The following is a 12,531-nucleotide window of genomic DNA, read 5'->3' on the forward strand; positions in this document are numbered from 1 at the left end:
TGGGATCCATGACCGCCACCCCCCTCCGCGTAGGACTCGTCGGCTACGGCCTCGCGGGTTCCGTCTTCCATGCGCCGCTGATCGCCGCCACCGAAGGTCTCGTCCTCGACACGGTCGTCACCTCGAACGAGGAGCGGCGCCAACAGGCCCGCGCCGAGTTCCCCGACGTCCGCTTCGCGGCCGTACCCGGCGATCTCGGCTCGCGCGCCGCTGAGCTGGATCTGATCGTGATCGCGTCGCCGAACAAGACGCACGTTCCGGTCGCGACCGCCGCTCTCGAGGTGGGTCTGCCGGTCGTCGTGGACAAGCCGATCGCCGGCACGGCGGCCGAGGCGCGTGAGCTCGCGGCGCTGGCCGACGAACGCGGGCTGCTGCTCTCGGTGTTCCAGAACCGCCGCTGGGACAACGACTTCCTGACCCTTCGGAAGCTGCTCGCCGACGGGGCGCTGGGCGACGTGCAGCGGTTCGAGTCCCGGTTCGAGCGGTGGCGTCCCCGGCCGAAGGGCGGCTGGCGCGAGTCCGGCGACCCGCTGGAGATCGGCGGGCTGCTGTACGACCTGGGCAGTCACGTCGTCGACCAGGCCCTGGTCCTCTTCGGCCCCGCCGTCCGGGTGTATGCCGAGTCGGACGTACGCCGCCCGGGCGCGCAGGCCGACGACGACACCTTCATCGCGATCACCCACGCGAACGGCGTCCGCTCCCATCTGTACGTCTCGGCCACCACCGCCCAGCTCGGGCCGCGCTTCCGGGTGCTCGGCTCGACGGCCGGCTATGTGAAGTACGGCCTGGACCCGCAGGAGGCCGCCCTCCGCGAGGGCAGACGACCGGCCACCGCCGGGGAGGTCTGGGGCGAGGAGCCGGAGTCGCAGTGGGGCCGCCTCGGTTCCGGCGAGTCCCCGCTGACCGGCGGCGGCGCGGTCGTACCGACGCTGCCCGGCGACTACCCGGCGTACTACGCAGCGGTCGCCCACGCCCTGCGCACCGGCGGCCGGCCGCCCGTCACCGTGACGGAAGCGGCGGCGACCCTGGACGTACTGGAGGCCGCCCGCCGTTCCGCGCGGGAGGGGACCACGGTGCGGCTGTGAATCGGGGGAGGGGCGCGCGCCCCTCCCCCGATTCACCGGGCTGAACCGGCTCGCTGAACGAACCGGATGAACCGGCCGGAGGAACCGGCCGGCTAAGCCGAGCGCAGTACCTGCCGCTGCTTGCCCAGACCGCCGATCTCGAGCTCCACCACGTCGCCCGCCCGCAGATACGGCTTCGGCTCGGGCTGCCCCATGGCCACCCCGGCCGGGGTGCCGGTGTTGATGACGTCACCGGGGTAGAGGGTCATGAACTGGCTGAGGTAGCGCACCACCTCACCCACCGGGAAGATCTGGTCGGCGGTCTTGCCGTCCTGCTTCAGCTCACCGTTCACCCACAGCTTCAGCGGCAACGCCTGCGGGTCGGGCACGTCGTCGGCTGTCACCAGCCACGGGCCGAGCGGGTTGAAGGTCTCGCAGTTCTTGCCCTTGTCCCACTGGCCGCCACGCTCGATCTGGAACTCGCGTTCCGAGACGTCGTGGGCGATCGTGTATCCGGCCACATGCCCGAGCGCCTCCTCGGCCGACCCCAGATAGCGGGCCGTGCGCCCGATGACGACCGCGAGCTCGACCTCCCAGTCGGTCTTCGCGCTGCCGCGCGGCACCAGCACGGTGTCGTCGGGACCGACCACCGTGTCGGGTGCCTTCATGAAGAGGATCGGCTCGGACGGAATCGCCGCGCCGGTCTCGGTGGCGTGGTCGTGGTAGTTCAGTCCGACGCAGACGATCTTGCCGATACGGGCGACCGGCGGCCCGGTCCGCAGCCCCTCCCCTTCGATCGCGGGCAGTACACCGGCAGCCGCCGCGGCACGTACCCGGGAGAGCGCGGCCTCGTCGGCCAGCAGGTCACCGTCGATGTCGGTGACGAGGCCCGACAGATCGCGCAGGATTCCGCGCTCGTCCAGCAGGGCGGGGCGCTCGGCCCCGGCGGTTCCGACTCGGAGCAACTTCATGGTCAGTCTCCCAACGATTTCGACCGGCCCGGCCGATGGGATGCGGCCATCGGGGGATTGGCTGATCCTCCAATTTGGCAGTCCACTCCGCAAGACCCCGTTCACAAGCTGGACCGTGCCCTTCGGCCTGGAGCGCGTCCCTCCGCCCGCCGCGGTTACATCGGGCTGCTCACCACGGCCCCGGCGGGCAGCGTGTCCCGGTACAGGGCGGCCCGCTCGATGGCGGTCCAGGTGGTGCTGGTGACCACGTACAGCGCGGCGGCGAGCGGCACGTACGCCACGGTGAGCAGGGTTGCGAAGGACATCAGCGGCATCACCTTGCTCATGGTGGACATCGCGCCGGCGCCGGGCCCCTCGGGCAGCGGATTCGGCGAGGCGGCCATCATCCGCTTGGTGCGTCCGTAGTTGAAGGTGGCGACGGCGGCGACGATCACGAAGAGCACCAGGTAGACGACGCCCTGCTCGCCGAGCAGCCCGCCGTGGCCGACGGCGTCCTTGAGCCGGCCGCCGAGCGGGCTGCCGAGGAGCGTGTGACCGAGCAGGGTGTTGGTGCTCGATCCGATGTGGGAGCTGGAGAAGAGGTGGTAGAGCAGAAAGAAGGCGGGCATCTGCAGCAGGCTGGGCAGGCAGCCGCCGAGCGGGGAGATCTTCTCCTCCGCATGCAGTTCCATCACGGCCTTCTGCATCTGCTTCGGGTCCTTGGCGTGCTTCTTGCGCAGTTCGGCGACGCGCGGCGCGATCCTGGCGCGGGCCTTCTGGCCCCGGGCGGTGGCCCGGGACAGCGGGTGCACGGCGAGTCGGACGCAGGCGGTGAAGAGGATGATCGCGGCGGCGGTGGCCGAACCGTGGAAGAGCGGCTGGAGCAGATCGGCGAGGTGCGCGACCAGATCGGCGAACGCGCTGAAGATCGATGACACGGGAGCCCTCCGTGGGGTCTCGTCGCAGGCCGGACAGACGGACATGTCGGCGTGACGAACCGCGGGGTGAGCGGAAGAGTGAGGCGTGAGGCCCTACGCGGTCGTCAGGACGGGACGACCGGGTGCTCGGGGCCTGGGCGGGCCCGAGGCGTCCGGATCACGCTGCGGCAGGAAGGCCGTACGCCGCTCGCGGTCCCGGATCGCGGTGCGGACCCTGGTGCGCGGCACGGCGGGCACCTGGCGCGACACGACCAGCGCGCAGGCGGCCAGCGCGGAGCCGACCGCGGCCGTCGCGGCGAGCGCGACGGCGGACGACAGCAGGCCGCCCTCGACGAGCAGCACATCGGCGACGAGGAAGAACAGCAGCGCGGCTGCCGGGCGGGACAGGCGCATCAGGCGTCCGGCCACGGTCTTCCTCCCCTCGCGAAGCTGGTGCGTACCTCCAGCCGTTATACACGAGTCGTCGCGACCGGGTCGTGTGGCCGGCCCACCGCCGGCCGCGCCGGTACGGGCAACGAAGGCTGCCCCCGGGTACCTTCCCCGGCGGTGTCCCGCCGAGGTACCCATGAGGTTTGGCTCCCGGCCGAAGCCCGCTTCCAGGAAGGTCCGCTCCCATGCGCGCGCATGACCGCGACAAGACATCCGACGCCGACCAGGCCCGCGCCCGGGCGTCCCGCGCCGCCGCCGTCCGCCCTGCGGACGTGACCACGGACGTGACCGCGGGACGGGGCGGCCGGTCGCCGCTGTCGCTGCGCGCCCTGCAGCGCAGCATCGGCAATGCGGCGGTGAGCCGCCTGATCGAGCAGGACCTCCACCAGCACGGCGCGGGCTGCGGCCATCAGCAGGACGCCCCCGCGGTGCAGCGGGCCGGCGATTGGAAGAACAAGCAGACAAAGGGTGCGCTCAAGGCCCTCAAGCAGCAGTACCCCGGTGACCCGCTCGTCCACACGCTGCACCACATCGCACCCAAATCGAAGCTCGCAGAGTTCGCGGCGATGCTCACCGCGACACAGCGGGGCGATGTCGTGAAGGCCCTGAAGCCACACTCCCCGACGGCCTTTACCTCCGGCTCGAGCAGTCTGCAGGCCGTGTCGGACGCCCTGAAGAACCTCCCGGCCAACTACGCCGTCGGCCCCGAGCCGGGAAACAGGACGGACGACCCGGGCGCCGGCATCGACCCCAATTACGACAGTGAGGGGGCCATCACGCCCCGTTCCGCAGAGCTGGAACAGCTGAACACGCTGATCGCCGGCCTCACCAGCAGGCCCGCCGGCACCCCCGTCAGCCCCGCTGAGCTCCACACCTTCATCGCGCATGCCGTCGCCGCCTGCCAGGCGCACAACCGCATCACCGGCGGCGGAGTGGGACTCGACCGCAATCGCGTCCAGTGGCACGGAGATCCCGCGAACCGGAGCTCGCGACGCACCGGGACCCTGAGCCCGCTCGCGTGAGCGGGTCCGTGCGTGCGGCAGTTGAGCGGGCCCAGGCGGCCGGCAGCGCTCAGCGCGGCCGCACCCGCCACCGGCCGGCAGCCGGGCTTCTGCGCGCCCCGCTCCATACGCACCCTGACCGCACACCAGTCCACCGCAGTACGGTGTGGTCCATGCGCCCCGACACCCCTGCCGCCCACACCGCCGAAGCCGAGCGCCTGCTGCGTACCGCGGCGCAGTATCCCGAGGACCAGGAACCGCTGCTGCTGCAGGCCGCCGCCCATCTGGAGCTGGCCGACGACCGCGCCGGAGCCACCACCCTCTACGACCAGCTGCTGACCGTCCCCGGCGTGAACCTTCCGCTGGTCAAGGCCCTGCAGGCGGCGAACCTCTGGGAGTACGGGCACGAGGCGGAGGCCCGCGCCATCATCAACGGCGTCCGTGCCTCCTCCCCGCAGGACCCGGCCGCCTGGGCCATCGTCGCGGAGACCCTGGAGGCCCATGACGAACTGGACGCGGCCCATGAGACCTTCACCACAGCACTGACCCTGCTGGTCGACCCGTCCGAAGAGGTGCCCTACGCGGCCCGGGCGCTGCTCACCGGCCGGCACCGGGTCAGCCGCCTCAAGGGCAACCAGCACGACGACTGGGACGCCCTCGCCGACACCCTGCACACCGGCGACATCAGCCTCGACGAACTCCACGACCCGAAACGCCTCTGGGCCCTCGGCTCCAACGATCCCGCCGTCCTCCGGGCCGAAATCGCCCGCCTGCAGTCGGAGTTGGGCACGTACCGGGCTGCTCTGTCCCGCCCGTTCCCGGTGGCCGTGCTGCACTGGCCGGCCGCCGAACTCACCGAACTCCTCGCCGGGTACCCGGCTCTGCGGTCCGAGTACCCCTCGCACAAGACGCACCTGACCGACATAGAGTCCGCCCTGCGCGAGCTGTCGGCGGGTGGCACCACGAACCTGGGCATCGTCTCGGGCAGCGTCCCGTCCTACGAAGCCTTCGCCGCCTCCGAACACGCCTCCCCCTCCAACGCCGACCTCCTCCCCCAGTACGCCACCACGCTGGCCGCCCGCGGCCGCGCGGTCTCCTGGCCGCCCTCCCGCAACGCCCCGTGCTGGTGCGGGTCGGCGGTCGCCTACCGGGGGTGCCACGGGGCGTAGCGGCAGGCCCCGGTCAGTCGCGGTCGACCAGGACGACCTTGCCGAGGTTGCGGCGGGACTCGATGATCTCGTGGGCCCTGGCTGCCTCGGCGAGCGGGATTTCGGCGTGCACGCGAGTGACCAGCGTGCCGCTCCGGTGCAGCTCCCAGAGCTCGTCGCGCCAGCGCCCGTACAGCTCGGGCCTGCCCCGTGCGATGGCGGCCACCTGGAAGCCGATGGCCGAGGCGCTGCGGACCAGCAGTTCGTACGCGTCGATGGTGCCGCCGCCCGAGCTGAAGGCGACCAGCCGGCCGCCGGGGGCGAGGGCGCGTACCGCGGGACCGAGGAGTTCGCCGCCGACCCCGTCCAGGACGATGTCGACCGGATCGCCCCAGGACTCGTCGTCGTAGAGCACGACCTCGTCGGCGCCCAGCGCCCGGACCAGATCCGCCTTGTCCGCGCTGCCGACGGCGGCGACCACCCGGGACGCACCGCACGCTTTCGCGTACTGCAGGGCGAGGGTACCGACCGCGCCGGCCGCCGCGGTGACCAGAACGGCATCACCGGAGCCGGGCCGGCCGGCCTCGTACGCCCCGCGCGCCACCAGACCGCTGCGGACCAGGGCCACGGCGTCGACGGCGGTCGCCCGATCAGGGACGGGGGACGCCATCCCGCTGTGCAGGACTGCCAGTTCGGCGTAGGCGTGGGAAAAACAGAGGCCGGTGACGCGGTCACCCACGGCGAAACCGGTGACGCCTTCACCGACCGCGGCGACGGTGCCGGCCACCTCGCCGCTGAGGGGGCCGGGCCCGGCCCCTTCGCGCACCTTCCGTACGACGGGCAGCGTGACGCCGACCGCCTCACTACGGACGAGCAGCTCTCCCGGGCCGGGCTCGGGGGCCGGGACGTCCTCGGTGAAGAGGACTTCGGGGCCGCCGTTGACCTGGTAGCGGACACGACGCATGGGCACCTCCGGGTGCGGTGGACAGGAAACGAGTATTCATTGGGTCTCCCAACGAATGGCCAGCATAGGAGGAACTCATTGGGAAGTCCAATGGTTTCGGGATAGCCTGCTGCCATGACGCGTACGGAACGGCTGCACGCCCTGGAGCACATCCAGTCCCTGCCGAGCTGGCTGGCCGGCCGGGTGGCGGCGCGCGGCCGGAGCCTGGTCGCCGAGGCGATCGCCGGGGAGGGACTGAAGCTGCCGCAGCACGCCGTGCTCGCGGCGGTGGCCGAATACGGCCCGGTCGCCCAGGCGGACTTGGTGCGCCGGCTGGCCATCGACGCCAAGGACGTGGTCCTTCTGCTCAACCACCTGGAAAAGAGCGGGCTGGTGGTACGGGAACCCGATCCTCGGGACCGCCGTAAGAACGCGGTCACGGTGACGCCACCCGGCGTACGTACCCTGAAGCGCTGCGCCGAACTGGCCGAACAGGCCAACGCCGAGCTGCTGGCCCCGCTCAGCGCGGCCGAACGTGAGCAGCTGATGGCGCTTATGGTCCGGGTCCACCAGCCGTAACGCGTCCCTACGATGCCCGTCCCGACAGCGTGCCCATGTGCACGGCCACCTGCCGGTGTGTGAGACGGTCACCGTGACGGCCTGTCAGCCCTCCGGCTCCGGCCGGACGGTCGCGGGGCCGGTCAGCAGCGCGTCCGCCGCTCGCCACACCTGGTCGGCGAAGCGGGTGGCCTGGGGATGCGCGCCGTGCGAGGGATGGGCCAGGTGGGTACGGACAGTGGGCGCTCCGGCCAGCGGGACCAGACGGACGCCCGGGTGGGTGTAGCGCCGGGCGGCGGAGGTGGGGGCGGTACCCACACCCAGGCCGGCGGCCACCTTCTCCAGCCACTCATCGAAGTTGCGGCATTCCGCACCGATCTCCGGCTGTCCGCCGTCCCGCCACATGTCCGGGAAGGTGGTCCCGCTGACGGTGTTGATGACCAGCGGCCATTGCGCCAGCTCCGTCCAGTCGAGCCGTGGGCGCTCGGCCAGTCGCCAGCCGGCGGGGATGGCGGCGACGCGGGACTCCTCATAGAGGAAGACCCCGCGCAGGCCCTTGGGGAGCTCCTCGCCGCGCAGGAGTCCTAGATCGACCACTCCCGTGTCCAGGCCGGCCAGAAGCGTGTCGCAACGGATGAACTCCACTTCGATCCCGGTTTCCTCCGCGAACCGGGCGGCGACACGGGAGAACCCCTCGGGCAGGCCCCAGCTGAACCCGACGCGCAGCTTTTCTCCTTCCCGCAGGTCCGTCAGGACCGCGTCCAGCTGGTTCAGCAGCGGGGCGACCGCGTCCCGCAGCGCGCCACCCTTTTCGGTCAACTCTGTTCTGCGGGTGGTGCGATCGAACAGCCGGACGCCCAACGACTGCTCCAGGGCACGGATGTTGCGAGTCAGAGTCGGTTGGCCCAGATGCATCCGGTGTCCAGCCGCGGTGAAGCCGCCCTCCGCGGCGACCGCCAGAAAGCAGCGTAGGTGACGCAGGTCGATGTTCATTCTTTAAGCGTATAGGTGCATCAGCAATGTCATTTCTCCAACCCGGGTCGCGTTGCCTACTCTTCTGGTGTCGCGAACGGACGAACTATCCGGTGCAGCGCTCGACAGGCCGACCAGCGCGATCGGATACCGATCGATGTGATCAACGGGGGTATGTGATGCGGTGTTTTCGTGGTGATCTCCAGATTGACGGAGCGGAAAAGCTCGACAAAAAGAGAGTAAAAGAATTTGGTCGCCCGGTCAGTGGGGCGACCGGCAGCTGACGCGTCCGCGCGGCGGCACATAGCGCCGCCGACCCGAGACGGAAGGATGGCCCCTGGTCACCAACAGCGCGCACCCCGAGGGGTGGTAGGCGCGGCGTGGTCGGTCCGATGCGGTCCGGACGGGTTCCGAGTGGGGCATTTCCTTCCCCTGCCGTCGGCTCCGCCGGACACTTCCGCATCCCCGCCTGTCTTCCGCCGCTTGCACGCCGGCCCAGGTGACACCCGCCGCGCGCTCCGGTCGCCCTTTTCCGCTTTCCCTGCCCATCCCGCGAGACCCCGCACCACGGGTTACCGGATGCGCCGGGCAGAGCCGTTCTCACCTCGTCGCGTAAAGGAACGCGTTGGGGTGGTCCGGCGGCATCACGTTGCCCATTCGAACGTTTATTGCTCAACTGTCCAGTTCGCAATCATCTATTCGCGCCGGCGGTACGACCATTGACACCCAAGACAGCGACAAGGATATTGATGTGCCGATAATCGAGACGCGCAATGGCCCGCTCGAACACGTCCTGATCGACGGCGACCCGGATCTGGCGCCCCTGGTCTTCCTGCACGGCGGCCTCGGCTGCATCGCCGCCTGGGGCCGGTTCCCCGCCCAGCTCGCCGCCGCGACGGGACGGCGCGCGTTGGTCTACTCCCGCCACGGCAACGGCGGTTCGGGACCCGACCCGCTGCCGCGCACCGACCGCTACATGCACGTGCACGCCCAAGGGGTGCTGCCCGAACTTCTCGACGCGCTCGGCATCGACCACCCGGTCCTCGTCGGCCACAGTGACGGCGCCTCCATCGCTCTGCTGTACGCGTCCGTCCGCCCGGTGGAAGCCGTGGTCGCCATGGGACCGCACATGTACTTCGAGGAGCAGAACCGTCTGGGCATCGAGGCCGCCCGGGCCTCCTACGCCGCCGGCCCGCTGGCCCGGAAGATGGCCCTGGTGCACAACGACCCGGCCACGGTCTTCACCCGCTGGAGCGAGGTGTGGCTCTCGCGCGGCTTCCGCGACTGGTCCATCGAGGACGATCTCGACGTCACGGCACCAGTGTTGCTGATCCAGGGCGACGCGGACGAGTACGGCTCGCTCGACCAGATCCACTCCGTGGAGCGCTCGGTACGCGGCCCCGTGCGTCGACTGGTGCCCGAGGGCTGTGACCACTACCCCTACCTCGTGCGTACCGAATTGGTCATCGACACCGCCCGGGACTTCCTCGCCGCACACACCGCCGGCGCGGCCGTGGAGAGCGGCCGATGACCGCCACCACCGTGGCACCGCGTCTCGACGCGCTGCTGGCCCGCTCCGCCCGGCTTCACCCCGACCGCCCGGCCCTCGAGGGCGCCGGCGAAAGCTGGACGTACGCCCGGCTCGACCGTGCTGTGGACGCTCTGGCCGCGCGACTGGCGAGCGTCGGCGTTGCCGCGGGCGACCGGGTCGGCGTGTACGCAGCCAAGACGCCGGCCACGGTCATCGCCCTCTACGGCGCGTTGCGCGCCGGCGCGGTGGCCGCTCCCCTCGACGTCGCCGACCCGCCCGAGCGGACCGCCCGTATGGTGCGCAACGCCGGACTGTCCTTCCTGCTGACCACCGACCGCTCGCTGGCCGCCGGGCAGCGGGCCACCGCCCACGCCCGCGGCGGCGCACCGGCCGACGAGGGCGCCCTCGACCACGGTCTGAACTGGCTCCGCGTCCTTCACCCCGACGAGCGCCCCGCACCCCTGCCCGCGCCCACCGACCGGGGCGGCTACATCCTCTTCACCTCCGGCAGCACCGGGTGGCCGAAGGGCGTCCTTCTCTCCCACGAGAACGTCGCCCACTACGCGCTGTGGGCCGCCGCCGAGTTCGGCCTCACGCCCGCCGACCGGATCGGCTCGCAGGCCGCCCTGACCTTCGACCTGACCACCTTCGACCTGTTCAGCGCCGCCGCCACCGGTGCCTGCACCGTCCTGATGCCCGACGTCCTGCGCGCCTTTCCGCGCGATGTGGTCGGCTGGCTCAACGAGCAGCGGATCACCGCGTTCATGGCCGTGCCGTCCCTCTACCACAACCTGCTCGAACAGGGTGGCCTCGCCGACGCCCGGCCGGCGCACCTGCGCGTCGCCGCATTCGGCGGGGAGGCGTTCGCCCCTCCCCTCCTGGAGCGGTACCTCCGTCTGCTGGACGGGGTGCCCTTCTACAACCTGTACGGGCCCACCGAGACCAACGCCTGTACCTATCACCGGATACCCGCCGACTGGACCGCCGACCGGGAACTGACCATCGGGCGCGGTATCGGAGACGTCCACCTCGACGTCCTCGACGAGGACGGCCGGCCCACCGACGGCGAGGGTCAGATCCACATCGCCGGACCCACCGTGTTCCAGGGATATCTGCGCGATGGTGAGCTGAGCGATCCCACGGTCGGCGTGACGTTCCGCGACGGCGTCACCCGCCGCGCCTACGCCAGTGGCGACCTCGGCCGGATCACGCCCGACGGCCGGGTCTTCCTGCGCGGCCGGCGTGACTCCCAGGTCAAGCGGCGCGGCCACCGCATCGACCTGCTGGACATCGAGAGCGCCGTCATCGAACTGCCGGGCGTCACCACCGCGGCCGTCGTCGCCAAGGACGGTGAGTACGCCGGCCAGCTCTGGGTGTACGCCCGGACCGACGCGACGGAACGGCACATCCTGGCCGGGCTGCGGGACGTCCTGCCTCAGCGCATGCTCCCCGACCGGGTCGTCCCCGTCACCACCCTGCCCACCACCACCAGCGGCAAGACCGACCGCCGCGCCCTCAGCGCCGCCGCCTTCCCCGCACCCGACCCCTCGCAGGAGACCCGGACATGAACAGCGTCGAAGACCTCTGCACGCTCATCAGCAGCCGCATCACCTGGAGCCGGAACGAGGACCCGCGATCCCTCCACGCGGACACCCCGCTCCTGGAAATGGGCCTCATCGACTCGCTGGCCATCATGGAGATCGTCGCCGCCCTCGACAAGGAAGCCGGCGTCTCACTGCCTGACACCGAGATCGTGGCCGCCAACTTCCGTACTCCTGGGACCTTGTGGACGGCCATCGGAAACCTCGCCCCCAGGAGCCGCGTGTGAGCGCCGTCGCCGCCGTTCCGTTGCGTACCGGCGACCCCCGCAGCGAACAGGTCGTCGACCACTACCGCCGCCTGGCCGCGCCCGCCTGGGACGCGGTCGCGGACAAGGATTTCGCCGCCCAGTGGCAGGCCATGGCCGAACTCGGTGTTCTGCGCCTGGCGGAATCCGGCGCCGAGGGTCCCGGCCCCGTCACCCGCTCTCTCGCCATGATCGAGGGCATCGGCCTGGCCGGCGTCGACCCCGGCGTCTGCTACGCCCTCGCCTCCCAGATCTTCGGTATGCAGTTCCCGTTGCGCGCCACCTTGTCCCCGGAGGCCTGGCGCGCACTCGACGACGTCCAGGACGGCAGGGTGCTGCTCTGCCACGCGCTGACCGAACGCAAGGGGGGCAGCGACCCGCTGTCCATGGCGACCCGCGCACGTCGAGAAGGGGACGGCTACGTCCTCGACGGCGCCAAGACCTTCATCACCGCCGCCCCGGTCGCGGACCGCGCGATCGTCTTCGCCCGCACGTCCGAGGGCCGCTCCCCGTTCGCCCTCTCGGCGTTCCTCTTCCCCCTCGACCTACCGGGAGTGACGCGCGGCGACTCCTTCACCAAGACCGCGCTGTCGACCGCGCCGATGGGTGAACTGTTCTTCGACGGCGTCCGCTTGCCGGCCGCCGCGCTGATCGGCGAGGAGGGTTCCGGGCTGGCCGTGATGGCCTCGACCACCGCCTGGGAGCGCTCGGTCATCTTCGGGTACGCACTCGGGCAGATGCACCGCACGCTCGCGCGTACCGTCGACTGGGCCTGCGGCCGGGAACACTTCGGGCGCCGGATGGGCGCGAGTCACCAGGTCGCCGCCCGCATCAGTGACATGGCGCTCGCCCTGCACCGCTCCCGCGTCCAGCTGTACGCCATGGCCGCCAGGCTCGACGCCGGCACTCCGGCCCGGCAACTGGCCACCGAGGCCGCCCTCACCAAGATCTCGGTGTCGGAGGACTTCGTGAGCCTGACCGAGCACGCCGCGAGGTTGTCGGGGGTCCGGGCCTTCCTCCCCGACTCCGCGCTGGCCGCGGACTTCGCAGGACCCATGGCCGGCCTCGCCTACGCCGGGCCGAACGACCTGCTCCGCGTGGGCATCGCCCGCCAGCTCGGCCTACCCGTCGAAAACTGACCCGAAGGACAT

The 12,531-nt window shown here is 71.2% G+C and carries 13 protein-coding genes; 8 read left to right on the forward strand and 5 right to left on the reverse strand.

Annotated elements, in window-relative coordinates:
• Positions 1–8: 8 nt before the first annotated feature.
• Entirely contained in the window at positions 9–1,085 is a 1,077-nt protein-coding gene (locus tag AB0M87_RS06280; RefSeq protein WP_365850543.1) for a Gfo/Idh/MocA family oxidoreductase, read from the forward strand.
• A 92-nt stretch (positions 1,086–1,177) separates the two neighbouring features.
• On the opposite strand, the gene AB0M87_RS06285 is transcribed toward AB0M87_RS06280, so the two are convergent.
• The 3 genes from AB0M87_RS06285 to AB0M87_RS06295 all read right to left on the reverse strand — a co-directional run bounded on the left by AB0M87_RS06285 (position 1,178) and on the right by AB0M87_RS06295 (position 3,345).
• Entirely contained in the window at positions 1,178–2,035 is an 858-nt protein-coding gene (locus AB0M87_RS06285; RefSeq protein WP_365850545.1) for a fumarylacetoacetate hydrolase family protein, read from the reverse strand.
• A gap of 155 nt (positions 2,036–2,190) precedes the next feature.
• Complete coding sequence (locus tag AB0M87_RS06290) at positions 2,191–2,952, reverse strand: YidC/Oxa1 family membrane protein insertase (RefSeq protein ID WP_365850547.1); 762 nt, start codon at positions 2,950–2,952, stop codon at positions 2,191–2,193.
• A 93-nt stretch (positions 2,953–3,045) separates the two neighbouring features.
• Positions 3,046–3,345, reverse strand: a complete 300-nt coding sequence (locus tag AB0M87_RS06295) for a DUF6412 domain-containing protein (RefSeq protein ID WP_365850963.1) — start codon at positions 3,343–3,345, stop codon at positions 3,046–3,048.
• Between the two features lie 221 nt (positions 3,346–3,566).
• Here AB0M87_RS06295 and AB0M87_RS06300 point away from each other — a divergent pair, with 221 nt between their 5' ends.
• On the forward strand, positions 3,567–4,403 hold the full coding sequence (locus tag AB0M87_RS06300; RefSeq protein WP_365850548.1) for a hypothetical protein: 837 nt from the start codon (positions 3,567–3,569) through the stop codon (positions 4,401–4,403).
• 152 nt (positions 4,404–4,555) lie between these two features.
• On the forward strand, positions 4,556–5,551 hold the full coding sequence (locus AB0M87_RS06305) for an SEC-C domain-containing protein (RefSeq protein ID WP_365850549.1): 996 nt from the start codon (positions 4,556–4,558) through the stop codon (positions 5,549–5,551).
• Positions 5,552–5,564: 13 nt separating this feature from the next.
• On the opposite strand, the gene AB0M87_RS06310 is transcribed toward AB0M87_RS06305, so the two are convergent.
• Positions 5,565–6,494 carry a zinc-binding dehydrogenase gene (locus AB0M87_RS06310; RefSeq protein WP_365850550.1) on the reverse strand — a complete coding sequence of 310 codons (930 nt, stop codon included), beginning with the start codon at positions 6,492–6,494 and terminating at the stop codon, positions 5,565–5,567.
• Between the two features lie 114 nt (positions 6,495–6,608).
• Between AB0M87_RS06310 and AB0M87_RS06315 the strand changes: the two genes are divergently transcribed.
• Positions 6,609–7,052 (forward strand): MarR family transcriptional regulator, encoded by a 444-nt coding sequence (locus tag AB0M87_RS06315; RefSeq protein WP_365850552.1) that lies wholly within the window; start codon positions 6,609–6,611, stop codon positions 7,050–7,052.
• Between the two features lie 84 nt (positions 7,053–7,136).
• Here AB0M87_RS06315 and AB0M87_RS06320 read toward each other — a convergent pair whose 3' ends face one another.
• The gene (locus AB0M87_RS06320; protein WP_365850553.1) at positions 7,137–8,024 is read right to left on the reverse strand and encodes a LysR family transcriptional regulator; all 888 of its coding nucleotides are present in this window, start codon (positions 8,022–8,024) and stop codon (positions 7,137–7,139) included.
• Positions 8,025–8,754: 730 nt separating this feature from the next.
• On the opposite strand from AB0M87_RS06320, the gene AB0M87_RS06325 reads away from it, so the two are divergent.
• The 4 genes from AB0M87_RS06325 to AB0M87_RS06340 are packed head-to-tail and all read left to right on the forward strand — an operon-like array spanning position 8,755 to position 12,519.
• On the forward strand, positions 8,755–9,534 hold the full coding sequence (locus AB0M87_RS06325; protein ID WP_365850555.1) for an alpha/beta hydrolase: 780 nt from the start codon (positions 8,755–8,757) through the stop codon (positions 9,532–9,534).
• Positions 9,531–11,102: an amino acid adenylation domain-containing protein gene (locus AB0M87_RS06330; RefSeq protein ID WP_365850556.1), complete on the forward strand. Its 1,572-nt coding sequence runs from the start codon at positions 9,531–9,533 to the stop codon at positions 11,100–11,102. The genes AB0M87_RS06325 and AB0M87_RS06330 overlap by 4 nt, the downstream gene beginning before the upstream one ends.
• Entirely contained in the window at positions 11,099–11,362 is a 264-nt protein-coding gene (locus AB0M87_RS06335) for an acyl carrier protein (protein ID WP_365850558.1), read from the forward strand. The genes AB0M87_RS06330 and AB0M87_RS06335 overlap by 4 nt, the downstream gene beginning before the upstream one ends.
• Complete coding sequence (locus AB0M87_RS06340; RefSeq protein ID WP_365850559.1) at positions 11,359–12,519, forward strand: acyl-CoA dehydrogenase; 1,161 nt, start codon at positions 11,359–11,361, stop codon at positions 12,517–12,519. Before AB0M87_RS06335 ends, AB0M87_RS06340 begins: the two co-directional genes overlap by 4 nt.
• The last annotated feature ends 12 nt before the right edge of the window (positions 12,520–12,531 follow it).

This window comes from Streptomyces sp. NPDC051320 (assembly GCF_040682175.1).
Taxonomy (GTDB): domain Bacteria; phylum Actinomycetota; class Actinomycetes; order Streptomycetales; family Streptomycetaceae; genus Streptomyces.

Coding starts and splice junctions, on each gene's coding strand:
- AB0M87_RS06280 (WP_365850543.1), top strand. CDS start 9: ATGACCGCCACCCCCCTCCGCGTAGGACTCGTCGGCTACGGCCTCGCG.
- AB0M87_RS06285 (WP_365850545.1), bottom strand. CDS start 2,035: ATGAAGTTGCTCCGAGTCGGAACCGCCGGGGCCGAGCGCCCCGCCCTG.
- AB0M87_RS06295 (WP_365850963.1), bottom strand. CDS start 3,345: ATGCGCCTGTCCCGCCCGGCAGCCGCGCTGCTGTTCTTCCTCGTCGCC.
- AB0M87_RS06300 (WP_365850548.1), top strand. CDS start 3,567: ATGCGCGCGCATGACCGCGACAAGACATCCGACGCCGACCAGGCCCGC.
- AB0M87_RS06305 (WP_365850549.1), top strand. CDS start 4,556: ATGCGCCCCGACACCCCTGCCGCCCACACCGCCGAAGCCGAGCGCCTG.
- AB0M87_RS06310 (WP_365850550.1), bottom strand. CDS start 6,494: ATGCGTCGTGTCCGCTACCAGGTCAACGGCGGCCCCGAAGTCCTCTTC.
- AB0M87_RS06315 (WP_365850552.1), top strand. CDS start 6,609: ATGACGCGTACGGAACGGCTGCACGCCCTGGAGCACATCCAGTCCCTG.
- AB0M87_RS06320 (WP_365850553.1), bottom strand. CDS start 8,024: ATGAACATCGACCTGCGTCACCTACGCTGCTTTCTGGCGGTCGCCGCG.
- AB0M87_RS06330 (WP_365850556.1), top strand. CDS start 9,531: ATGACCGCCACCACCGTGGCACCGCGTCTCGACGCGCTGCTGGCCCGC.
- AB0M87_RS06335 (WP_365850558.1), top strand. CDS start 11,099: ATGAACAGCGTCGAAGACCTCTGCACGCTCATCAGCAGCCGCATCACC.